The organism is Psychrobacillus sp. NPDC093200, from assembly GCF_050280345.1.
In the GTDB taxonomy this organism is placed as follows: domain Bacteria; phylum Bacillota; class Bacilli; order Bacillales_A; family Planococcaceae; genus Psychrobacillus; species Psychrobacillus faecigallinarum.
This window is the reverse complement of record NZ_JBNNVC010000001.1, coordinates 1,001,942-1,026,029: the sequence shown is the minus strand read 5'-3', so window position 1 is coordinate 1,026,029 and position 24,088 is coordinate 1,001,942. Positions and strand designations below refer to the sequence as shown.

Genomic DNA, 24,088 nt, shown 5'->3' with positions numbered 1-24,088 from the left:
TATTTCTCCTACCTTACTAAGATTAATCCTAGTCTGTAATGATCGTGTCTAAACAAAACATGCTGTCTCAATCGTAGCTCTCCATTGTGATCCAATACTTCTAATCTACAATGTGCTGCATTGATTTGGACGGCTTCGTATAGCTCTTGCTCATCTGTTACTTTTTGTCCATTTACTTTAACGATGCATTCTCCAATTTTTAAGCCCATTTTTTCTGCTGGAGAGTCCGATAGCACACCTGCAATCATCACTCCATTAGATTGAGGTGAAACGGCATACGAACCATTACGCTCTTTTGTATATTCAATATAAGATATTAATAGTCTCGCTATAACTCCTAATCCCACCGCAATTATAGCTATAAGTGGTTCTAGATAGCCAAAAGCAGCGATGACCGTCACTACTATTCCTAACTGCCAAACTCTTTTTCCATAGTGAGGGAAAAATTTCTCTGCCAACGAATGCCTGCTTTTTTGTTGGAAACCTATCACAAATGGGAATAATATTAAAGAAAACGTTGATTCTCCTAAAGTAAACTGCGGCCAGTAGGGTAGATATGTATGTATAACATCTCCCGGTATGACTAATAGAATCGGTAACAACCAAAGTCGTTTGGTTACATATTCCATTGCCTCGCTGCCTCTTGCCGTTTTTACCAATTTAGGTGACGCATTAGTTGCTCCATGCTTTTGAATGATGAATCCCTCAGCCACTAATAGCAATCCTGCTAAAATAGCAATTGGTACGATCATTTCACTAAATATATCTTGTCCAATAAAATCCCATGTCAATAATTCGAAGGACCACTCATACAAGTACATGATATATAAAGTAACTGCTCCTAATGCGATTGCATATATCGCAGAACCAGCCTGATACATAAAGAGTATCACAAAAATAATCATCCATACACTATAGACCATCAACCATGAAGAAGGTACAACTAAACCCGCTGCTACACTTATAACAGATATAATAATTGCCCATACATAACCGTCTAACAAGAAATGCTTGGCCTCTGTCCAGCCCCAAAGAATTCTAGCTCGGAACTGTTTTCTCTCTCTTTTTACTCGAAAATATCCGATTAACACAGAAAAAAGAAGCGTAATATATACGGCTGGATGAAGGAAGAATCGTCCTATTCCTTTTACCAATTCTATTAATATTTCTTGTACCATACGCATCCTCCTCGCTCGTAACATAGTGTAACTATTATTGTATCAAACGAGGAGAACTTCCGTATAGGTTTATTGTATCAAGTTATTTATTTAACTTATGAATTATATAACTTACTCCCATTTGTAACTGTTGATCGTTCTCTTTTCTAGACTTATAATTGTTAATTGTGTTAGTCATATTCTGAAAGAATACCTCATCAAGCTTTGAATTTACTTCCAATTTATTCGTCTCACGATATTTGTCTACTGCTTCTAGAGTATTTTCATCAAAATAGCCATCCTTGCGAGCTACATTATAGCCAAGCCCCCCAAGTACTTGCTGTACGTACTTCACTTCCTCACCATAATCTCCAAGCTGGAACTCACCGTGATAGTATTTCATATCGATATCGAATAATTCGTCTTGCTCCACCTTCAGATCTGCCTCAATCCCTTTGTGATGAATCCATTGTTGTTTGGGAGTTAACCATTTATGTGTAGATATTTTTAATTTGCCACCGTTGGATAATGGGTGAGTTTCTTGAACAGTTCCTTTACCAAAGCTTGTTTCACCAACGATCATGGCGCGGTTATTATCCTTCAATGCACCTGCTAAAACCTCACTGGCTGAGGCACTTCCACCATTTTGCAATAAAACAACTGGTACCTTGTTAAGATAAGGTGTGTCCTTATTTACTGTATTCAACATTTCTAAAACTCCATTGGAATCCTGCATATATGCAAATGTGCTACCATTTTGTAAAAGTGTACCTATAATAGAAGAAACACTAAATAAATAACCACCTGGGTTACCTCGGACATCTACAACTAGTCCGTGTATGCCACGTTCTACAAGAGCTTTTGTTTGCTTCTCCCACTCTTCAGCTGTTTTCTCTCCAAAAATAGAAATCGTTACGATTCCAATAGACTTACCATCGACCTCTAAAACCTCACTAGAAACAGTATGCAACGCGATTGTGTCTCGTTTCATATGTAACTCCACATGACGATTCTCGCTTGGACGATATACCGTCAATTTAAGACTACTTCCTTTTTCGCCGCTTAACAGTTGGACTAACTCCGCCATTGATTTAGCAGTTAATCTTTCTCCGTTTACTCGAACAATTTCATCCTGAGGTTTTAAACCCGCTTTAAACGCTGGGGAGTCTTTGATTGGTGCAACAACGATAAACTTGCCACCAGACTGCATAATTTCTACACCGATTCCTACTCGCTCTTCTGCAAGAGAAGATTCCTGAACCTCCGCTTCCTCTTTTGTTAAATAAGAAGAATGTGGATCCTCCAGTGCATCAGCCATACCTCTTATAGCACCTTCCACTAATAGTTTCTCGTTCTTAGAAAAAACAGCTTCTTTCTTTATTAAGTCATAAGCTTCATCAATGACCTTGCTACTACTAACCTCACTCTCCTCACCCTTAGATGATTTTCCTGACAACCATAAATACCCTAAAACTAATGCGACAACTAATATAAAGCCGTATAAAAAAATCCGATTTTTGCGCAAATTCAACCTCCTACTTTTCCACTAATATATGTGAGAAAAACGAAGTTTAATACTTGCCCAAAAATCAGATTCTTAATTTAATTTATTGACATAATCTATAATCATTTGTTCATCCATCGGTCCAACTATTTTATTTTGTATCGTTCCAGTCGTATCGATCATGTAAGTAGTTGGGATAGTAATGGCTTGATATACATCTCCTATCTCCCCTTCTTCATCCAGTGGGATAGGAAAAGTTAAACCATAATCATCCACGAATGAACTAACCTTATCAATACCATAATCACCTTTTGTAAGGTTGACCGCAAGTATCTCTACGTTAGCTTCTTCTGCCATATCCTCATAATAGTTTTGCATATGAGGCATTTCGGCCTTACAAGGTGGGCACCACGTTGCCCAAAAGTTTAAAACAACTTTTTTTCCCTTATAATCTGAAAGCGATACTTCTTCACCAGCCAGAGTGGTCAGAGTAAATTCAGGTGCAATATCTCCTTTACCAGTCCCTTTGTTTGCAGGGTTTTCAGCAAGATCTGTGCCCATCTGTTCCCCTTCAAACGGATCTGCTTTTTCATCGATATTCTCTTTGACAAAGGATATAGTAGCAATAGCTACTAAACAACCAACAATTAGTAACCCAATGATTTTCTTCACTTTGTACCTCCATATTACCTATTAAATATCATTACCCTAATTATATGCATAAGTAGAATTAGAATACTATTCTATTCCTTTTGTTTTGTTATAAATGTGTACAAAAAAAGACACTCCTAAGTAATAGAAGTGTCTTTTCATTTTATAAAGAAATATATCTTAATGGGTTAACTGAGTTACTTGCCATACCTTCCCAATATCCTAGATGAGTTTCGAAGTGAAGATGTGGTCCAGTTGAGTTACCAGTAGTTCCAATCGCGCCAATATGCTGGCCTTTTGAAACAACTTGTCCAACGCTTACTTTAATGCTGCTTAAATGAGCATATAAGGAAGTAATAGTCTGGCCATCAATAGAATGTGTAACCATAATAACATTACCGTATGTGCTTAAAGGTGATGCATATGAAACTACGCCATCAGCTGCCGATAATACTGGTGTACCTGTGCTGTTTGCAATATCGATTCCGTAATGCATTTTGCCTTTCCCATATATCGGATGCATTCTATATCCATATCCAGAAGTAAATCGACCGGATGCAGGTTTAGTCCAGTTACCAGAAGAAACTTCTGGGATAGATGTTGTAGATCCGCTAGCGGCTTGCTGACGCTCACGTTCTGCAGCCTCTCTTTTCTTTTTCTCTTCTGCTGCTTTTCTAGCTATTTCTGCTTGTCGTTTTTGTTCTGCGACGATTTTATCTTGAATTGCTTTATCTAAGTTTAAAACTTCTTCATATTCAGTTTCCATTTGCTCTTTATCTTCTAAAAGTTTTGCTTGTTCTGCCTCTAGCTGGTCAACCAAAGTACCCTTAGAAGATTTTTGGCTATCTAAATTAGCTTTTAATGAAAGAAGTTGTGCTTTGCTATCTTCTTGCTCTTGAAGTTTTTTCTCTAAGCTTGCTGTTTGCTCTTCTAGTTTTGCTTTATCTTCCGCTTGCTCTTTTAAAATTTTTCGATCGGCTTCCATCAATGTATTAACTGCTGAAAAACGGTCGATAAAATCTACGAAGCTATTAGCTCCAAGTAAAACATCTAAATAATTTACAGATCCACCACTAACTTGAACTGCGCGAATTCTTTCTTTCAAAAGTTTATCACGGTCTGCAATTTTCTGTTCTAGCTCAGCAATAGAAGCCTTAAGAGCTTCTATTTCAGTCGTGGTTTTTTCAATCTCACTTAAAACTGCTGAAATACTTTTCTCGGTTGCCATAATTTCATTATCCAACGCTTGGATTTGAGCCATAATTTGGTCAATTTTGGACTCATTTGTATCAATCTTCGTTTCAGTTTCTTTAATATTTGATTGAATAGAACTTTTCTTTTCTTGAATGTTTTGCTGTTCTTTTTTAAGGTCATTCAATGAATTGGCAAGAGCACTTGGCGTGTTAAATAAAAGCGCTCCAGATGCTGCCACTGCAAATATGCGCAGCACCCATTTCGACTGTTTTCTCAAATCTCCCTGCTCCCTTCAAGCTACCTACTTATACTCGTAAAAATTTTCGTACAGACATGAAACTGCCCCATACACCGATTAAAACTCCCATTAACAAGATCAAGCCGTTTAACTGATAGATAAATGGGGAAAACTCTAGTAAATTAAATAAATTTCCTGATTCTAATTTAGGCTGCAATGCATTATAAAGATTATAGTAAAGCACCGTAACTAGTGTGATTGGTAGTATCGCTCCTAATATACCAAGCCACATACCCTCCAATATGAAAGGAATACGGATAAACCAGTTTGTAGCTCCAACTAGCTTCATAATCTCTATGTCTCTTCTTCTAGCAACTATCGTAATACGAATAGTATTCGATATTAAAAACATCGCTGTGAACAATAGCGCTAAAATAAGTACAATACCTACGTTTCTACCCATATTTAAGGCAGAAAATAGTCTTTCTATTTTTCCTTCTCCATAACTAACCTCAAAAGTGTTATCTAACTGATCGATCTCCTTCGCAACCTTTTCAGTTTCTTGAGGGTTTTTTGCTTTTACGTAAAAAACATTATGTAAAGGGTTTTCTTGCTCGAATAATTCAAGGTCTTCCCCAAAATCCATAACAAGCTTCTTTAATTCTTCTCCCTTAGTAGCGTAAGTTAACTCAGAAACTCCGGGAATGCTTTTTATATTTTCTTGTAACGTAGTGACAGATGCTTCGTCTGCAGTCAATTCCACGTAAACTTTTATCTCTACGTCTCGTTCTAAATCATCGGCTACTTTATTTAAATTCATCATAATCATGACGAACACGCCTACAAGTAATAATGTAACGGTTACAGCACTAACGGATGCAAAGGTCATCCAACCATTTCGGCTAATACTTTTCAAACTATCTCGGAAGTGTCGTCCTGCTGTTCTAGCCTTCATATCCGTAATCTCCTCCGTACTCGTCTCGAGTGATTAATCCACCCTCAACTACAATAACACGGTGTCGAATTGTGTTTACAATTTCTCTATTGTGAGTTGCCATAACAATTGTAGTTCCACGGGAATTAATCTCTTCGAAAATATTCATAATTTCCCATGATGTTTCGGGGTCTAAGTTTCCTGTTGGCTCATCTGCAATTACTAGTTTAGGAGTATTTACAATGGAACGCGCAATCGAAACACGTTGTTGTTCTCCACCTGATAATTCAGTTGGGAACATTCTTGCCTTATTTTTTAATCCAACTAACTCCAACACATCCATTACTTTTTTACGAATAATCTTAGGGGATTCCTCGATTACTTCTAATGCAAAAGCAACGTTTTCATATACATTCAAACGTGGGAGTAATTTAAAGTCTTGAAAGACAACTCCAATTTGTCTTCTCAAGTAAGGAACATTTTTGTTTTTTAATGTAGCTAAGTTCATACCATTGACTACAATCGTACCTGACGTTGAGCGTTCTTCTCGATACATCATTTTGATAAATGTCGATTTACCTGCTCCACTTGGGCCAACTACGTATACGAATTCACCCTGTTTAATTGCTACGTCAATCCCATTAGCAGCAACAATACCATTAGGATATTTTTTATAGACGTTAGTCATTTCTATCATTTGTATACCACCTAATTACTTTCTTTGATTAAATACAACAATGCCTATTATAACACTTGAGACCTTTGTTAATGTTACAATTAGATTTCAATTTGTAGGTAAATATAGTCAAAAAAACTAAATAATTATCGATTTTTCAGTTTTTTTGGTATTTTATGCTCCCTTACAAAAGGACTATACCCCTTATTTCTACACATTCATTCAAAACTCCTGCTATAAAATCGATTAAGAGAAAATTTTTACAGTAAAGTCTATTTTCCACCAATAAATTGAACATTTCGTGATATTACTCTGATTATTTAAACTATTTTTCATTAATTTCCTTCAATATATGTCATTTACTAGCATTTAAAAGAGAGTATTTAGCATCATACAGGGCAGGTATCCGTTATATTTTAAAAAGTAGACTGGATCTCCACTTTCCGAGGAGTGAGCGATATGCCATCACCTTTGCTTCCGCGTCCGATGTGATTGCTTCTATTTCTCCCTCCTCCCACTGGAGTCGCCGCCTGTCGTCTCAATCAATCAATAATGAATGCTATTGAATAATGCAAACTCAAAATCTTAGTTCCTGAAAAATGCTCTCATTCTTAAGTTGCGTCATTGATCGATTTTAAATATATACTTTGAATTCATGTAGTATTTACTTCATTTATTTCTTGTCTTTTAAGAAGGCTGTTTTATTTCTGCTAAAATTATTTAAACGTAGAAAAATAGGAGTGGATTAGAATGAAAGTAGAGTATTTTATAGGAATTGTCCCACCAGAAGAATATTTAGAACGAATTGAGCATTTTCAACGTAGATGGATTAAGCAATTAGGTGTTGAGCCACATATTACTTTGAAAGCACAAGGGGGATTAACCGCAGATAAAAAGTGGAAAGACAAAGTACAAAAGGCGTGTAAGGATTTTAAGTCTTTTCAAGTGTCATTAGATAAGCCAAAGTATTTTGGAGATAACATTTTATATTTTGAGTGTTCGCTCAAATAGTTTACACGAATTGCATCAAAAAATAGTAAAGGAGGTTTCACCGTCAGAAGTCTCAATAAAACAGTATTTTGAACTCGATGACTTTGTACCTCACTTAACTCTTGGGAAAGCACAGTATGGTGGAAACGTTTCTACTGGGCTCTCAAAAAAAGAACTAAAAGAAATGGAAAGATTAGCAGATATAGAATTGACACCATACCCTCAATTCGAAGTTAATTTTATTAGAGTTTATGAATTAAACAATGGAAAGCAAAGATATGAAAGACATTTAGATATTTCTTTAAGCAATTGACCTCTCAAAAATTAGTTTTACATATGTACTACTCAATATTTTTTTTACATTCTTTTCTTATCATTCAAAAAAGCAGCTACTTTTACAAGTAGCTGCTTTCGTTCATTTAATTATTTTTTCTCAGCTAACCATGCAGCAACTGCTTCTGCTTCTTCGCCTTGAATGATTTTTGGTGGCATTGCGCCTTGTCCATTTAAAATAACATTTAAGATTTCATCTTCAGATAAGCGAGAGCCTACATCAGCAATTGCTGGGAAGCTACCTTGTCCTTCTAAATTTCCACCATGACAGGTAATACATTTAGAATTGACAATCTTCTCTGCATCTACAGAAGCAGTTTCAGAAGAACCTGTTGATCCATCATCAGTTGTTGAAGTGTCTTTTGCTTCATCGTCTCCACCACCACAAGCAGCAAGCATTAGACCTGCTCCAAAGATGACAGCTAGTAATTTTTTGTTCATTAATTTAACCTCCCTCAACATTATGGAATTGCATTCTTATTATACCAAATTTAGTACCTTTTAAAACCTTCTCCTAATACCTCATAGGCATCAGAAACTATGACAAACGCAGTGGGGTCAATGATTTGGACTACTTGTTTCAGCTTTGTGAACTCTGTTTGATAGGCCACCACCATAAGGATAGATTTCTCTTCATTGGTATATCCGCCATAGGCAGGAAGCTTCGTCACACCTCGATCAATCTCCTTATATATAGCTTCCCTTATTTCATCCTGTTTATTCGTAATTATATAAATCATTTTAGATTGGCTAAATCCTAGCTGCACGATATCTATCGTTTTTGTTGTAACAAATAACCCAATCAACGCGTATAAAGCCTTTTCTATATCAAATACTACTGCTGCACTCAGTACAATTAAGCCATCGATAAGTAAAACACTTCTTCCTAATGAAAAACCTGTGTACTTGGTGATAATTTGAGCAGCTAGATCCGTTCCACCTGTGGAAGCACCGCCTCTGAAGACAATTCCTAATCCTAGCCCTACTGTGATTCCACCGAACAAAGCGCCTAACAATGGATTATATGTCCATGGTTCCCAGCTTGCTGTTAATAAGACAACAGCTGGTAGCACTAAGGTTCCTACTAATGATTTGATACCAAACCTTGCTCCAAGAAATATTAAACCTGCTATAAATAATGGAATATTGAAAGCATATTGAACAAGTCCTGGCTCCCAGCCAAATACTCCTGTTAATATCGTACTTATTCCACTAACTCCCCCGGAGGCTACTTGGTTCGGCAATAAAAATACGTTAAAGCCAAGAGCTATTATTGCTGCTCCTATTATGACGTAAAAATAATCTCTTGCTTGTACCATCCATGGAGCCATTTCTTTATGAACTCTATTATTTGTCGTTGTAGTCATCGTAATTCCTCTTTCATGTAAATACTTTTATTCAACCTGAAATAGTATAACAACAGAAGACATTTTTGTGAACTTCAGCAAGATGACGTATTAATAGATTGATTTGATTAGTATGTACTATATAGTTAAATAAAATCATACATAAAAACTGCGTATCTAAAATTAATTAGATACGCAGTTTAAACATAATAGATTAGTTATTAATGGACTGTGCTTCCTTATAGGTTTCCTCAATATAATCGGCAATGGCTAGCTGATCCTCTGTAATATTTACTAGTGTCGCATTTAGTTCCTCTACAGTTGCCGTACTTTCCTCGATAATTGCAGCAAACTCGGTAGTACTTATGTTAATTTCTTCACTGTTTTTTGCAATCGTATCAATCTCTTTTAAATAGGTTGCCAACGACTGTTGAAGTGAGCTCATCGTTTCAAATAGATTTTTGAACGATTTGTTAGATTGTTCAGCTGTTTCTGACTGATTGTGAATTTGTGCTAAACCTATTTCAAGCTTTTGCAGAGCTGCCTCATTAAACTTGTTGACATTGTTTAGATTATCGTCTATTTTCTCTACCGTTTGATTGGTTACACCTGCTAGTTTTCGTATCTCTTCAGCAACTACCGCAAATCCCTTACCGTGTTCTCCAGCGCGTGCAGCTTCTATAGATGCATTTAAAGCTAAAAGATTTGTTTGCTCTGTAATTTGACGAATGTCGCTGGCAAACCGATTTGTTTCAGTAATTTTTTCAAAAAGATTTTGAAACGTTTGGTTTAATTCCTCGAAAAAGATTGTAAATTGGTTAATGTCTTTCGTCATTTCCTCCATGACCAGTGACCCATCTGAAGCGTTTTTTCCTGCTACTTCTGCCTTCTGAACTATCGACTCTAAGTTAATAGCCATTTCTTTCACTGAGCTAGAAGTAGCTTCTGTATTATGGACAATATCAGCTACATTGTCAGCTTGACGTTGAGCCCCGCTACTGACTTCCCCTACAGCAGTTAGCATTTCCTGTTGAGCTATATTAGCAGATTGTGTACTTTGACGAATTTGTTCTAAATTTGAAGTGATGATATGTACTGCATTTTCCAATTTATCGTTAAGAAGACTGTCTTCTTTAGCTTTAAGAGCGGCTTCACCCATTAATCTTTCTACATTTGAGAACAAAGATTTACTTTGAGTAACCTGTAAATAGATGCCCAATGCCATTATAAAATGTATAAAGAACACATTTACTGTTTGCCCCTCAAATAAGTTTGGCTCATCCCTTACAACATTTATAGACATGGCAATAATTGATAAAACAAAACCATATATAAAAACGAAACGATCATTATGAATACTACTTAATATAAGTACGAAGAATGCTAAAATAATTGTCGCTATACTGATTACATTGAAATAAGCTGTACTACCTGCAGTAATTGCGGTAGCCAATATAATAATATAAGGAAACATTTTGGCAATATTCATCGATTTTCTAGCAAAATAGTAAAAAATAAAAGAAGCAACAAAGGGTATACCTATTGAAATAATAATTGCAGTTTTCGCTTGCATCATAACTTGCACTAATAGCCCTAATCCAGCTGCTAATGCATAAGCAATATAAAGTATGGTATTTTTTCTTAATAGATCTTTCTGCTTCAACTCATTAATGTTCATTTCCTTTTCTCCATTCCCAATATAAAATAACACATAAAAACTCCCATGTAATTTTATTATAACATGGGAGTTTTTACCGTCTATTAATTTATTTTGGAGCGTAGGTATGCATGAATGAATGGGTCTATTTCACCATCTACAACCGCATGGACGTTTCCACTTTCCTCATTCGTACGGTGGTCTTTAACCATTGAGTATGGATGAAATACATAAGATCGAATTTGACTACCCCATCCGATTTCTTTTTGCTCTCCACGAATCTCAGCAAGCTGTGCTTCCTGTTCTTCAATTTTTAATTGGTATAGCTTAGATTTTAAAAGCTTCATTGCGTGTTCACGGTTTTTAATCTGTGAACGCTCCGTTTGACAAGTTACTACTGTGTTGGTCGGCAAGTGAGTAATTCGAACTGCTGAGTCAGTTGTATTGATATGCTGACCACCGGCACCTGTTGCACGGTACGTATCTATTTTTAAATCTTCTGTGCGGATTTCAATTTCTATTTCATCATTAAACTCTGGCATAACCTCACACGAAACAAACGATGTATGACGGCGACCAGATGAATCGAAAGGAGATATACGGACAAGACGATGAACGCCTTTTTCTGCTTTTAAGTAACCGTAAGCATTATGACCCTTTATCAGTAAGGTAACGGATTTAATACCAGCTTCATCACCAGGTAAGTAATCAATTGTCTCAACCTTAAAGCCGCGTTTATCTGCCCAACGCTGATACATACGTAGAAGGATGGAACCCCAGTCCTGTGATTCTGTTCCACCCGCACCAGGATGCAATTCTAAAATAGCATTGTGCTTATCATATTCTTCACTTAGTAATAATTGAAGTTCAAATTCTTCTAGAGCAGTAGTGAATTCTTTTAACTCTTTTCCAAGCTCTTCTTGTAATTCTTCATCTGGCTCTTCTTTCAATAATTCAAGAGTCATTTCCAGATTTTCTTGTGTAGATACAAGATTATAATATTGTTCAACAATTCCTTTTAAACCATTTAACTCATTAATAACCTTTTGAGCTCCTTGAGAATCATCCCAAAAATCTGGGAAAGTCATTAACTCCTCTAATTCCTGAATACGAACCTCTTTATTTTCTAAGTCAAAGAGACCCCCTAAAGTCTTTTAACTTACCGGCTGTACGGTCTAATTCATTTCTTACAACTGAAATTTCTATCATTTTTTTGTTCCTCCGAATATCTCTATTATCTAACTGCACCATGACAGTTTTTAAACTTTTCTCCGCTACCACATGGACATGGCTCATTGCGACCTACATTGGCCTGCTTGCGAACTGGTTTTTTCTTAACAGGACCGCCTTCTTCTTTTGGATTCACAGCTTGCCCTTTAGCTACCTCTTCACGCTCCAGGTTGTTGCGGATTTCTGCTTTCATAGCATACTTCGCTACATCCTCTTGGATAGCCTCTACCATGGATTCGAACATGGCGAACCCTTCACTTTGGTATTCACGAAGTGGATCATTTTGTCCATATGCACGTAAGTGAATACCTTGACGAAGCTGATCCATCGCATCGATATGATCAATCCATTTAGAGTCAATTGAACGAAGTAAAACAACTTTTTCGAATTCGCGCATGCGCTCAGCAGTCATTTCCGCTTCTTTTGCATCATAAAAGCTAATTACTTCATCTTTAATTTTCTCAATAACTTCATCTTGAGAAATATTTTCTAACATTGCTTGAGTGATGACACCTTCTGGAAGCAGATTAGCTTGAACATAATCCTCTATTGCCTTATAGTTCCACTCTGCTTTATTTTCTGCATTGGTATGAGCAGTAACTAAACGCTCAATAGCAGCAAAGATCATTGTCTCAACTAAAGCACGCATATTTTCTGTTTCCAATACTTCGTTACGTTCTTTGTATATAATTTCACGTTGCTGACGCAAAACATCATCATATTGTAATAGACGCTTACGAGAATCGAAGTTGTTACCCTCTACACGTTTTTGAGCAGATTCCACTGCACGGGATACCATTTTAGATTGGATAGGCTGTGAATCGTCCATTCCAAGCTTAGACATCATAGTGCGCATATTGTCTGAACCAAATCGACGCATCAATTCATCTTCCATAGAAAGATAGAATTGAGTCACACCAGGATCCCCTTGACGACCAGAACGTCCTCGTAGCTGATTATCAATACGACGCGACTCATGACGCTCAGTACCAATTACTGCTAACCCACCAGCATCTAAAACCCCGTCTCCAAGCTTGATATCTGTACCACGCCCAGCCATGTTAGTGGCAATTGTTACAGAACCAAGATGTCCTGCAGTTGCGATAATTTCTGCTTCATGCTCATGGTTTTTTGCATTTAATACATTATGCTTGATGCCATGCTTTGTTAACAGCTTTGAAATAATTTCAGAAGTCTCGATCGCAACAGTACCTATTAAAACTGGTTGTCCATTTTTATGACGTTCTGCTATATCAGCTGCAACCGCTTCGAACTTTCCATTCATGGATGCATAGATTAAATCTGGACGATCATCTCTAGCAATCGGTTTATTCGTTGGAATAGCAATAACATTCATATTATAAATATTACGGAATTCCTCTTCCTCTGTTTTAGCAGTACCTGTCATCCCTGACAGCTTGTCATACATACGGAAAAAGTTTTGGAAGGTAATCGTAGCCATTGTCATCGATTCATTTTGTACTTCTAAGCCTTCCTTAGCCTCAATCGCTTGATGCAATCCGTCACTATAACGACGGCCCTTCATCAGTCGTCCGGTGAAGGAGTCAACGATGACTACGTCACCTTCTTGCACAACATAATCAACATCTAAATGCATGGAAACATGTGCTTTTAGAGATTGGTTGATCGCATGATTCAATCGAACATGAGTTAAGTCGAATAAGTTCTCGATATGGAAAGCTTTTTCTACTTTTTCAACTCCTGTATCAGTCAAAGTTACACCTTTAGTTGACTCTTCATACGTATAATCTTCTTCTTTATTCAAGGTACGAACAAATGCGTTTGCTTGCTTGTAAAGTGCAGCAGCCTTGTTTGCTTGTCCGGAAATGATTAAAGGCGTTCTCGCTTCATCGATTAAGATGGAGTCAACCTCATCTATTACGGCATAGTGTAGCGGACGTTGTACTTTTTCTTCCTTGTACAACACCATATTATCTCTAAGATAATCAAATCCTAGCTCATTGTTTGTGGAATACGTAACATCAGCAGCATATGCTTCACGCTTTTCATCTTTAGAAAGAGAATTTAAATTTAGTCCAACAGATAGACCTAGGAAATTATATAGTTTACCCATTTCCGCAGCATCACGGCTAGACAGATATTCATTTACTGTTACTACGTGGACTCCTTGTCCTGTTAGGGCATTTAAATAAACAGACATAGTAGACGTTAGGGTTTTACCTTCCCCAGTTTTCATCTCTGCAATATTACCCTCATGCAGTGCTGCTGCACCCATGATTTGCACTCGGAATGGATACAAACCTAGTACTCGTTTAGCTCCCTCACGCGCAACGGCAAATGCCTCTGGTAAAAGCTGATCTAAAGTCTCACCCTTAGAGAACCTTTCACGGAATTCCTCCGTTTTTGCGCTTAGTGCATCATCAGTAAGAGCTTCCATTTCACTAGCCAATGCTTCTACTTTATCAGCGATTTTTTCTAATCGTTTTAAATCACGTTTATTTAAATCGAACACTTTATTAAGAACATTAAGCATTTATATTCACTTCCCATTTAGTCTTACTCTCCATTTTACCATTCGTTACATACTCACGCAAATGAGGTGAGCCATAAATACAAAAACTCTTCTCCATGAAAAGAGAAGAGTTTTTGTCACTTTATGTCGATATGCTTACTTTAGGTATAATTTTTATTGGTTTAATTAATTTGTTTCGATTAAACCGTATTTTCCATCCTTACGTTTATAGACGATATGCGTACCATTTGAATCGGCATCAGTAAAGATAAAGAAGCTGTGACCAAGCATATTCATCTGTAATACTGCTTCTTCCTGATCCATCGGTTTTAAATCAAACTGTTTTGTACGGACGATATTGTACTCGTCTTCCTCTGAAAGAGAAACTGGAGCATCCGGTGGATCGATAGCAGCAAAATATGCTCCTACTCCCTCACGCTCACGGCTTTTACGATTTACTTTAGTTTTATATTTTCGAATTTGACGCTCTAATTTATCTACTATAAGATCAATAGCGGCATACATATCAGTATGACGTTCTTCCGCTCTTAAAGTTAAATTCTTCATCGGGATTGTTACTTCGACCTTAGTTTGTTTGTCATTGTACACTTTTAAGTTGACGTTTGCAGTCGCTTGAATTTCTTCGTTAAAGTAACGACCGACTTTTTCGACCTTACCTTCAACGTACTCACGAATTGCAGGAGTCACCTCAATGTTTTCTCCACGAATGTTAAAGTTTAGCATGTAAACTCCTCCTTTAATTTAACTCTATATAATATTTCAACATTTCCTTTTAAATATCCTTCTTTTCGTAAAATAAAATAATTATTTTTTGTCGAATCTTGACACATTTTTGGTTTTTAATTCCATTTCTTTTCGACTTCGTACTTTAAGGTCATTTACGATTTTTTGCTCGTTATTTTGATTTCCACTCAATCGCACTCCGTATTCGAAGCCATTGACATTTTTCTTAGACCACACGAGTTCCCCAATCATACTAAGTGGTGTCTCATCAATGATAAAATTCACTTCTATCACTTTTAATAGCTCAATTACAATAGAAAGCTCTGTAATTATCCTTAAGCCATTGGGACTTATATCTATGATTTGACACTTCCCTTTATTCGAGAATTCTGTAGGGCGGTCACCTCCCGTGTCCTTTATTAAACGAAATGTTGCCTCACAAGGTTCACCGAAAGTGTATCGAAAATATTCATTTCTCTTATACTGCATTGTAATTCCTCCCACACACACCAATATTAACCTATTTCTTCCCTCCATTATGACTAACGGAAGAATAATTATCAAGAAATTAATAGTATGCAAACTCCATATTGTAGTTATAGAGTGGAAGTTATTATTAACCTATATACCTCTCTTTAGTTATCTTAAAACCACCGCATAATTATTCAAACTACAAAAGTTCAAAAGCGCTTATGCTGATTGTCATTCGCTGTAGCGCCGTATTATTTATTTAGTAATAAAAAAATACCTTATCGCACTATACGATAAGGTATCCGGGTATATGTTTTTATTTATTTGCTGTCATTGTTACATCTGCGACTCTTTTTGCTCCAACAAAGCGTTTGCCCCAATAATAAGGATCACTTAACTTATCTACCTTCACGCCTTTAGAAGTCGATGAATGAATAAATTTTCCATCCCCAATGTATATTCCAACATGTGAAATGCCTTTACCAGATGTATTAAAGAAAACAAGATCTCCTGAAGCTAGGTTATCTTTTTCAACTTTAGAACCAGTCGCATACATACCTGCGGATGATCTTGGAAGATTAATGCCTAAATCATCAAATACGTAGCCTACAAAGCCTGAACAATCGAATCCAGCAGTTGTAGTTCCGCCTCCGCGATATTTAATACCTATTAAGTTTTTAGCGGTTGCTACTAATTCAGATGAATCTATTGAGCTAGAAGCTTCGGTGCTTGCTGCAAATGGAAGTGTGACTAAAAGCATGGATAAAATTATTATACCAATGACTTTTTGCGATATAGACTTCAAGTTCATGTAGTTCCTCCGACGTCATAAATTTTCTGAAAACTTAACTGAATTCATCTTATCACTTTTTAAACCTTTTTTATTTTACAGTTATGTAACAATTTCATTACAAAGAACGTCTAATGTAACAGAGCTTTTTTCATTGGAAATATGGACAACCCTTGGTATAAAGGGATTTATATAAAAAAACATCGACAAAAAGTCGATGTTTTTCATTATTAATATTGTGAAATCTTTTAAAATGGATATTGGGACAATTATCATAAATTAAGTTCAAAGAGCATATGAAAAAATTTTATCACTAGAAGGTGCAATTTTAAAACATTTAACAAACTATTTACCTATATACTTTTAAGTCATATTTTAATCTCATATACATGATATTTTTTAAAGTTCGAAGCGAGTTGTAGATTGCTCTAAAATTTCTGCTTGATCGCTTAAATCACTAATTAGCTTCGATAAGGACTTAATATTTTTGACATTAAGGAAAAGCAATTGAACTGTTTCATCCATATAGCCTGAATTTATATCGATTGACTTTGCGAGTTCTATTATTCTATTTTCTGTTTCGTTTTTATCATTCTCTATAGTCTGCATAGATAAAGCCATTTGATTGTTTTGTTCGTTTGATTGATGGATATAATTAATGATGACCTCTAATTTTTCCTGTAATAAATGAAACACTAACTCACTGGAATTTGCTGTTGTAAGACCTTCGGCAAATACTTTTTTCAGGTCATTTCCTTGCTCCGTTATATAGATGGAAGTTTCGCGAATAATTGCTGCGGTTTCCGAGACATCATCTGCTAGTTTCTTTACCTCCTCTGCTACCACGCTGAACCCCTTGCCATGTTCCCCAGCTCTCGCAGCTTCAATCCCAGCATTTAATGCTAATAAATTTGTTTGCTTAGAAATAGATTGAACCTTTGAGGTTAATCTTACTATTTCTTCTGTTTTCTTCTGTAGTAATTTTCTTTCTTGGTCAGCGGACTTAAATAAAGATCTAAGAATCCCAACCTCCGAAATTGCATTATTTAAAGCGATTGCACTTGCATCTGCAATACTTACAGCACTTTTAGCTTGTAATTTTACTTCATTGGCATGATCCGCTACCATTGTTAAGGTCTCTGAGAATCTTTCTAGGAAAGATTTTATATCTAATGACATATTTCTTTGCTCGTTCATATTAACGCTTGCCTCTTCGATTGCCTCCTGTACGCTGTTAACTCCAGCAACGGATTGGTAAGAATTCTCTTTTAATAAAACGCTATCTTCACTTAGCTTGTTAGATGTAGCTTTTATAATAGTAACCATCTCCTTGAGGTTATCCTTCATATCGTTCATAGCACTCGAAACCTCTCCTAATTCATCCTGACTAAGTATAGGAATTGGAGCTATTTTTAGTTTTCCTTTAGAAATTTCTTTAGCAGAATAGGCAACTATTGATAATTGCTCTTTAATTTGCCTGTTAGTCAAAAGTAGCAAGCCAATTGAACAGACTCCTGATATAAGAAACGAACCAATCATCCATTGGATTGTTTGTAATTGGCTTTCATTCATTTCTTCTATAATTGTTTCTCTATTATTCGACTCTTTCTCTCTTTGATCATTTAGGAGAGATGTAAGATCATTGTATTGAGTATGTATAGCATTCAGTTGCCTTCGTTTGGCAACGTTTTCTTTATTTAGTACAGATGTTCTAAGATTGGTTTCATAGATAGTTTGGATACCTTGGATCGTACTTAACACCTTTTCCTTCTCTGCTTGAGTAAATCTGTTTTTTTCATTTAAAAGTAACTCCAGGTTCTTTTTATATGTTTGATAATCAGTTTCATACTGCTCAATTGGATCTCCTGTAAAGTGAGTAATGGCAATATACATTCCTGCATTTTCATTCATCATCCTGTCTACATATTCCACATTCTTAGAAGATAATTCTAGCTCATTTGTAAGATTGTAGTTTTTTGTCACTTGGTATATTAACAATATTGTCATGACTCCAAACAAGAGAAAAGAACTAAAAAAAGCAACGTTATACTTCATTCTAATTGGCATTTTTGACCACTTCAACATAGGTATTCAGCCCCCCTAAATGAAAATATAGCATATAATTTTCTAAAACAGTTTTGATTTACGTATTCTTAATATTACCTTTACACTGACAAAACAGAATATTAAATGTAAAATTATTATTAACATATATTTACGGAAAGGCAGTGATCAATAATGGATTTAGGACTTCAAAATAAACGCGTGGTTGTGACTGCATCAAGTAAAGGTTTAGGAAAGGCAACAGCTTTACAGTTTGCTAAAGAAGGAGCTAGGGTGCTTATCTCTAGTAGAAATGAAGAAGAATTAAAAACAACATTAGAGGAAATCAAACAAAATAGCGGTAATGCTGAAATATTTTATACCGTCTGTGACGTTACGAAGGAAGAAGATATTGTTCAATTGTTCAAAGAAGCAAAGACAAAGCTTGGTGGTGTAGATATTCTTGTCAATAATGCAGGAGGCCCGACACCCGGTGGATTTGGCCAAGTAACCGATCAGGACTGGGCAAAGGCTTTTGAAAAAAATTTGCTTAGCTATATACGCACTATTCGACAAGCTCTCCCACACATGCAAGCGCAAAATTTCGGCAGAATAGTTAACATTTCGTCATCTTCTACAAAAGAGGTCTTAGATGGTTTAATTTTGTCGAACACTTTCCGTTTAGGTATGGTTGGTTTGTCGAAAAGCATAGCGAGAGAATATGGGAATGATAATATTCTGATTAATACAGTGGGGCCAGGCCGGATTCAAACAGACCGCGTAACAGAGCTAGATGAAATTGCTGCTAAAAAGCGAGATATCACAATAGAAGAAGTTCGCCATGGATTCAAACAAGTGATTCCGATGGGCAGATATGGGGAGCCAGCAGAATTTGCCAAAGTGATAACTTTTTTATGCTCCGAAGCAAATACTTATATGACTGGTCAAAATTTAGTTATTGATGGTGGAATGTTAAAGGCTCTTTAAAATGAGGGAGAAGACGTGCATTGCTTTGAAAAAGTTTATATGTTGAGATAACCTCTATTTACTTAAAGAGGTTGGAGCGTTTTATGGATAAACATTAAATTGGTGAAGCTGTCTTATATAGAAGGAAATGAAATTATACGCAAAATGCCCCCTAGAATTTAGGAGGCATTTTTATTTATTTAACAACCATCTTTATTTTATTTTCAGAAGGGTCCTTTGTATAAAAGATATCGTTTTCTTCAAGAATAGAAATATTTTTTGTTCTTAAATTAGTAATCGCAGTATCTCTTTCTTGTATAGAAGGATAGATAATATTAAATGCTTCTAATCCGGTCATTTCTTCTGTAGCGGGTTTGGACCCTGCACCAGCCCAAGTGTTCAATCCAATATGGTGATGGTATTTTCCAGTGGACATAAATAGTGCACCTGGGTAAGGAGTAACAACTTCAAAGCCCAATAGCTCATAGAACTCTTTGGCTTCCTCGATATCCACCACCTGCAAGTGAATATGTCCCATTACTGTTCCACTAGGCAATCCTTTCCACTCTGTTCCTGCTCCAGCTGCTAAAATATCTTGAGCATTAATTGCCAATGTATCCATTGCAACAAACTCATTATCCCACTTCCATCCAGAATCAGGCCGATCGCTATAAATCTCTATTCCGTTCCCATCTGGGTCATTTAAATAAAGTGCCTCACTCACTAAGTGGTCTCCTGCACCAATGCGAATTCCGTTTTCTGCAAAGAATCTTAAAACAGCGCCCAAATCTTCACGACTAGGTAATAGTAATGCAAAATGATAAAGACCCGTCGTTTTAGGTAGCTTTGGCTCTACATTATCAGGCTGTTCAATTGATAACAACGCCGTTTGTCCATCAGCCGTTAGCCATATCTTGTTTGCTTGTTTATCTAATACTTTAAACCCTATTACTTCTTCATAAAATTTAAGTGATTGCTCTAAGTCTGATACCTTTAACTCTACTAGCTCTACGTAAGTCCATGGTTTTTGATGAAATTTCATAGTTATTGGCTCCTCTAATTAACTTACTTTTCGTAAGTAATTATATTTTAATTACCTAAGAAAGTCAACTCTCTTTCATTGTAGACAAACATAGGAATTATATTACCTGTTTTTAAAAGCTATTCTCGCAATGGGGATAACTTTTGTTACAAAATGAACCTGCACCGAATGCGGGATGTCTACGCTAAATCCTCTTTTCTAGATAAAATAGCCATTAATTGCATTGAGAATTGCCTTTATTGCAAAATAAATCTGCTCCAAAGTCTATTTTTGCTGCGAACGGTTATAAATTTTTCTATGCGGTCATAAAAAAATCTATCCGGTCATAAATCTCTCTTGAACGGTCATAAATATTTTTATCCGGTCATAAATGAGCTCTATCCGGTCATAAAGCTATTTTATGCTTAGAATGTCTATGCTAAATCCTAGTTCAGCTGCAAAAACTATGTTTTATCAATAAAAAGCCACTAATCTTCTTTAGATTAGTGGCTAAATCTTTATAATTGTGCTCCTGCAAGTTTCTTTTCTTCGTAGTCTTTAATGTGGTCTTCGTATTGGAAGGTTAAGGAGATTTCATCCCAGCCATTTAGGAGCATTTTCTTTTGGTAGGGGTCGATTGGGAATGAGTATGTTACTTCATCTTCTCCGATTATTGTTTGTGACTCTAAGTTTACTTCCACAGAGTAGTTTTCCTTGCTGAGGATTGCTTCTACTTCTTCAACTGATAGTTTAATAGGAAGAATGCCATTTTTCATGCAGTTGTTATAGAAGATATCTGCAAAGCTTGGCGCGATAACTACTCGGAAGCCATAGTCCAAAATCGCCCATGGCGCATGCTCTCTTGAGGAGCCACAGCCAAAGTTATCATGTGCTACTAAAATAGTTGAATCTTTATAGCGTTCATCGTTTAATACAAAATTTGTTCGTTCTTTTCCTTCCTCGTCGAAGCGCCAATGGTAGAACAGGTATTTACCGAAGCCAGTGCGCTCGATTCTTTTGAGAAATTCTTTAGAGATGATTTGGTCTGTATCGACGTTTTTTCTATTTAAAGGTGTTATGACACTTTTAATTTCATTGATTGGCTCCATGGTTCTCCTCCTTATGCATGCGTTAGCTGAAATTTGCGTACATCTACAATATGCCCCTCTATTGCAGCTGCAGCTGCCATTGCTGGACTCATTAAATGAGTTTTCGCTCCTGCTCCTTGGCGGCCTTCAAAGTTGCGATTTGAAGTTGAGGCACAATGCTCACCTGAAGGTACTATGTCATCATTCATTGCTAGACACATGCTACAGCCAGATTCGCGCCATTCAAAGCCCGCTGCCTTGAAAATTCGGTCTATTCCTTCGTCTTCTGCTTGTTTTTTTACAGTTTGAGAACCTGGTACAACAATTGCTTTGACATTCGGATGCACCGTACGTCCTTCCACTATGTTAGCAGCATCGCGTAGATCACTTAGACGAGCATTAGTGCATGAGCCGATGAAGACGTTACTAATATGAATATCAGTTAAAGCCATACCTTCCTGCAGGCCCATATAAGTAAGTGCTTTTTCATGAGCCTGCTGATCGGATGACTCATGAAAATCTTTTATATAAGGAATGCTTTGGGAGACTCCAGATCCCATAGATGGATTCGTTCCCCAAGTAACAAATGGTTCAATTTCATTGGCATTGATTTCTAAGGTTTTATCGTAAATAGCTCCATTATCCGATGCCAACTGTAGCCATCGTGACGCTTCTCGGTCGAATGCTTCACCTTCTGGTACGTATTCTCGACCTCTTAAAAATTCTACAGTAGTCTCGTCGGGACTAATCAATCCTGCTCTTGCTCCTGCTTCAATAGACATATTGCAGATTGTCATGCGCTCCTCCATAGTTAGCTTGCGAATAGCTTCACCAGTATATTCCACGATATAACCCGTTCCCATATCGATTCCGAATTTAGCGATAATAGCCAGAATAATATCTTTAGCTGTTACTCCTATCCCTAGCTCACCAGTTACCTTTATCTCCATTGTCTTTGGTTTAGCCTGCCAAAGAGTTTGTGTAGACAGGACATGCTCTACTTCACTTGTTCCGATACCAAAAGCGATTGCACCAAAGGCACCGTGTGTCGAAGTATGGCTATCACCACAAACAATTGTCTTTCCAGGCTGTGTTAGCCCTAGCTCCGGGCCAATTATATGAACGATCCCTTGGTCAGGATGACCGATATTAGCTAAAGGAACTCCAAATTCATCACAGTTTTGCTGTAATGTATTAATCTGTTTACGTGCAATTACATCTTTTATTTCTTCCCGGTTTCTAGTCGGCACATTATGGTCCATTGTCGCGTAGCACAGGTCTGGTCGGCGAACTTTACGATTATTTAAACGTAAGCCCTCAAACGCCTGTGGAGAAGTCACCTCATGAAGCAAATGAAGATCGATATAGAGAAGGTCTGGTTTCCCTTCTTCCTCATACACAATATGTTCATCCCAAATTTTCTCAATAATCGTTTTTGCCATTTAGTCCCTCTCCCTTTTAAACGTATGAATACATAATGCTTTCTGAAACAAACTCTGAATCCAATTCATCCAACACTTTGTCGGTCCAATCACTTGTTGAAAGAACGCTTATTCCTTTAGTCTGCAAGTCTCCTGTAAAATATCCATCATTTAATACACTAAACACAGCCTCTTCAATTGCCGCAGCTTCTGTTTCCATTTGGAACGCCTCTCGTAGCATCATTGCCGCTGATAAAATGCAGGCAGCTGGATTTGCCTTATTTTGACCAGCGATATCTGGTGCAGACCCGTGAACCGGTTCATAAAGTCCAAAACCATCACCTCGTGTACTTGCGGATGGCAACATTCCTAGAGATCCTGTGATTACAGATGCCTCATCACTTAAAATATCGCCAAACATATTCTCTGTAACGATTACATCAAATGCACCTGGTTTTGTAATCAGCTTCATCGCTGTTGAATCGACTAGCATATGCTCTACCTCAACGTCCGGATATCCTTGCTTTTTCTCTTCCACTATTTCTCTCCATAGCTTACTGGAGTCAAGTACGTTCGCTTTGTCTACAGAGGCCAGCTTTCCTCGTCTACTTCTTGCAAGTTGGAACGCTGTGTCAACAATTCGTTCAATTTCTGGTCGAGTATAAACAAGCGTATCCAACGCGTAATCCTCTGTTTTCTTACGAGGCTCTGCAAAATACAATCCACCTGTTAGCTCACGAACAATAACCATGTCAACATTCTCCGCTATTTCTTTTTTGAGTGGAGAAGATTCTAGTAAAGCAGGAATTGCCTTCACTGGACGAATGTTTGCATAAAGACCAAAGTGCTTGCGAATTGCTAGCAATCCTTTTTCGGGGCGTAAATGAGATGGGTTTTGATCCCATTTAGGCCCACCTACAGCACCTAAGAGGATGGCATCACTATCACTACATAAGCTGATTGTTTCTTCTGGTAGTGGATTTTCACAAGCATCAATCGCTGCTCCTCCTATTAACGCAAATTGCAGCTTGAATGTATGATTATATCGCTTTGCAATTGTTTCAAGCACCTTTACCGCCGCTTCCGTTACTTCAGGACCGATTCCATCACCAGGTAATACCGTTATCGTTTTTTCCATCC

Annotated in this window: 22 protein-coding genes; 3 read left to right on the top strand and 19 right to left on the bottom strand. The window is 36.9% G+C overall.

Annotated elements, in window-relative coordinates; all coding sequences use genetic code 11:
* Positions 1–8: 8 nt before the first annotated feature.
* From ACQKNZ_RS04980 to ftsE, 6 genes are all read right to left on the bottom strand, one after another.
* Entirely contained in the window at positions 9–1,178 is a 1,170-nt protein-coding gene (locus tag ACQKNZ_RS04980; RefSeq protein ID WP_340862793.1) for a PDZ domain-containing protein, read from the bottom strand.
* An 82-nt stretch (positions 1,179–1,260) separates the two neighbouring features.
* Positions 1,261–2,682 (bottom strand): S41 family peptidase, encoded by a 1,422-nt coding sequence (locus ACQKNZ_RS04975; protein ID WP_427658424.1) that lies wholly within the window; start codon positions 2,680–2,682, stop codon positions 1,261–1,263.
* A 72-nt stretch (positions 2,683–2,754) separates the two neighbouring features.
* Positions 2,755–3,333, bottom strand: a complete 579-nt coding sequence (locus ACQKNZ_RS04970; protein ID WP_144537665.1) for a redoxin domain-containing protein — start codon at positions 3,331–3,333, stop codon at positions 2,755–2,757.
* A gap of 142 nt (positions 3,334–3,475) precedes the next feature.
* Positions 3,476–4,783, bottom strand: a complete 1,308-nt coding sequence (locus ACQKNZ_RS04965) for a murein hydrolase activator EnvC family protein (RefSeq protein ID WP_340862791.1) — start codon at positions 4,781–4,783, stop codon at positions 3,476–3,478.
* A 28-nt stretch (positions 4,784–4,811) separates the two neighbouring features.
* The gene (gene ftsX, locus ACQKNZ_RS04960) at positions 4,812–5,699 is read right to left on the bottom strand and encodes a permease-like cell division protein FtsX (RefSeq protein WP_340862790.1); all 888 of its coding nucleotides are present in this window, start codon (positions 5,697–5,699) and stop codon (positions 4,812–4,814) included.
* A complete protein-coding gene (gene ftsE / locus ACQKNZ_RS04955) occupies positions 5,689–6,375 on the bottom strand; it encodes a cell division ATP-binding protein FtsE (RefSeq protein WP_144537659.1) in 687 nt (228 codons plus the stop codon). Before ftsE ends, ftsX begins: the two co-directional genes overlap by 11 nt.
* A gap of 729 nt (positions 6,376–7,104) precedes the next feature.
* Between ftsE and ACQKNZ_RS04950 the strand changes: the two genes are divergently transcribed.
* Entirely contained in the window at positions 7,105–7,365 is a 261-nt protein-coding gene (locus ACQKNZ_RS04950) for a 2'-5' RNA ligase family protein (protein ID WP_427658421.1), read from the top strand.
* Positions 7,366–7,375: 10 nt separating this feature from the next.
* Complete coding sequence (locus ACQKNZ_RS04945; RefSeq protein ID WP_427658419.1) at positions 7,376–7,657, top strand: hypothetical protein; 282 nt, start codon at positions 7,376–7,378, stop codon at positions 7,655–7,657.
* Positions 7,658–7,767: 110 nt separating this feature from the next.
* On the opposite strand, the gene cccB is transcribed toward ACQKNZ_RS04945, so the two are convergent.
* The 9 genes from cccB to ACQKNZ_RS04900 form a co-directional block, all read right to left on the bottom strand.
* Positions 7,768–8,118, bottom strand: coding sequence for a cytochrome c551 (cccB, locus tag ACQKNZ_RS04940; protein WP_144537655.1), 351 nt, complete (start codon positions 8,116–8,118; stop codon positions 7,768–7,770).
* Between the two features lie 50 nt (positions 8,119–8,168).
* Positions 8,169–8,996: a YitT family protein gene (locus ACQKNZ_RS04935; RefSeq protein ID WP_144538237.1), complete on the bottom strand. Its 828-nt coding sequence runs from the start codon at positions 8,994–8,996 to the stop codon at positions 8,169–8,171.
* 241 nt (positions 8,997–9,237) lie between these two features.
* The gene (locus ACQKNZ_RS04930; RefSeq protein ID WP_427658417.1) at positions 9,238–10,701 is read right to left on the bottom strand and encodes a methyl-accepting chemotaxis protein; all 1,464 of its coding nucleotides are present in this window, start codon (positions 10,699–10,701) and stop codon (positions 9,238–9,240) included.
* An 83-nt stretch (positions 10,702–10,784) separates the two neighbouring features.
* A protein-coding gene (gene prfB / locus ACQKNZ_RS04925; protein ID WP_144538236.1) for a peptide chain release factor 2 occupies positions 10,785–11,886 on the bottom strand; the annotation gives its coding sequence in 2 pieces (ribosomal slippage) (positions 10,785–11,813 and positions 11,815–11,886; 1,101 coding nt in all).
* A 28-nt stretch (positions 11,887–11,914) separates the two neighbouring features.
* Complete coding sequence (secA, locus tag ACQKNZ_RS04920) at positions 11,915–14,425, bottom strand: preprotein translocase subunit SecA (RefSeq protein WP_342578195.1); 2,511 nt, start codon at positions 14,423–14,425, stop codon at positions 11,915–11,917.
* A 165-nt stretch (positions 14,426–14,590) separates the two neighbouring features.
* Positions 14,591–15,148 carry a ribosome hibernation-promoting factor, HPF/YfiA family gene (gene hpf, locus ACQKNZ_RS04915; protein ID WP_144537649.1) on the bottom strand — a complete coding sequence of 186 codons (558 nt, stop codon included), beginning with the start codon at positions 15,146–15,148 and terminating at the stop codon, positions 14,591–14,593.
* An 81-nt stretch (positions 15,149–15,229) separates the two neighbouring features.
* Entirely contained in the window at positions 15,230–15,637 is a 408-nt protein-coding gene (locus ACQKNZ_RS04910) for a PilZ domain-containing protein (RefSeq protein ID WP_427658414.1), read from the bottom strand.
* A gap of 298 nt (positions 15,638–15,935) precedes the next feature.
* Positions 15,936–16,430, bottom strand: coding sequence for a C40 family peptidase (locus tag ACQKNZ_RS04905; RefSeq protein ID WP_144537645.1), 495 nt, complete (start codon positions 16,428–16,430; stop codon positions 15,936–15,938).
* Between the two features lie 378 nt (positions 16,431–16,808).
* A complete protein-coding gene (locus ACQKNZ_RS04900) occupies positions 16,809–18,494 on the bottom strand; it encodes a methyl-accepting chemotaxis protein (RefSeq protein ID WP_427658412.1) in 1,686 nt (561 codons plus the stop codon).
* Between the two features lie 153 nt (positions 18,495–18,647).
* On the opposite strand from ACQKNZ_RS04900, the gene ACQKNZ_RS04895 reads away from it, so the two are divergent.
* The gene (locus tag ACQKNZ_RS04895) at positions 18,648–19,439 is read left to right on the top strand and encodes an SDR family oxidoreductase (RefSeq protein ID WP_342578192.1); all 792 of its coding nucleotides are present in this window, start codon (positions 18,648–18,650) and stop codon (positions 19,437–19,439) included.
* A 175-nt stretch (positions 19,440–19,614) separates the two neighbouring features.
* Here ACQKNZ_RS04895 and ACQKNZ_RS04890 read toward each other — a convergent pair whose 3' ends face one another.
* The 4 genes from ACQKNZ_RS04890 to leuB all read right to left on the bottom strand — a co-directional run bounded on the left by ACQKNZ_RS04890 (position 19,615) and on the right by leuB (position 24,086).
* Entirely contained in the window at positions 19,615–20,460 is an 846-nt protein-coding gene (locus ACQKNZ_RS04890; RefSeq protein ID WP_154311277.1) for a VOC family protein, read from the bottom strand.
* Between the two features lie 497 nt (positions 20,461–20,957).
* Positions 20,958–21,548, bottom strand: a complete 591-nt coding sequence (leuD, locus tag ACQKNZ_RS04885; protein WP_427658409.1) for a 3-isopropylmalate dehydratase small subunit — start codon at positions 21,546–21,548, stop codon at positions 20,958–20,960.
* An 11-nt stretch (positions 21,549–21,559) separates the two neighbouring features.
* On the bottom strand, positions 21,560–22,969 hold the full coding sequence (gene leuC / locus ACQKNZ_RS04880; RefSeq protein WP_154311279.1) for a 3-isopropylmalate dehydratase large subunit: 1,410 nt from the start codon (positions 22,967–22,969) through the stop codon (positions 21,560–21,562).
* A gap of 16 nt (positions 22,970–22,985) precedes the next feature.
* The gene (leuB, locus tag ACQKNZ_RS04875; RefSeq protein ID WP_427658407.1) at positions 22,986–24,086 is read right to left on the bottom strand and encodes a 3-isopropylmalate dehydrogenase; all 1,101 of its coding nucleotides are present in this window, start codon (positions 24,084–24,086) and stop codon (positions 22,986–22,988) included.
* Positions 24,087–24,088 lie beyond the last annotated feature (2 nt).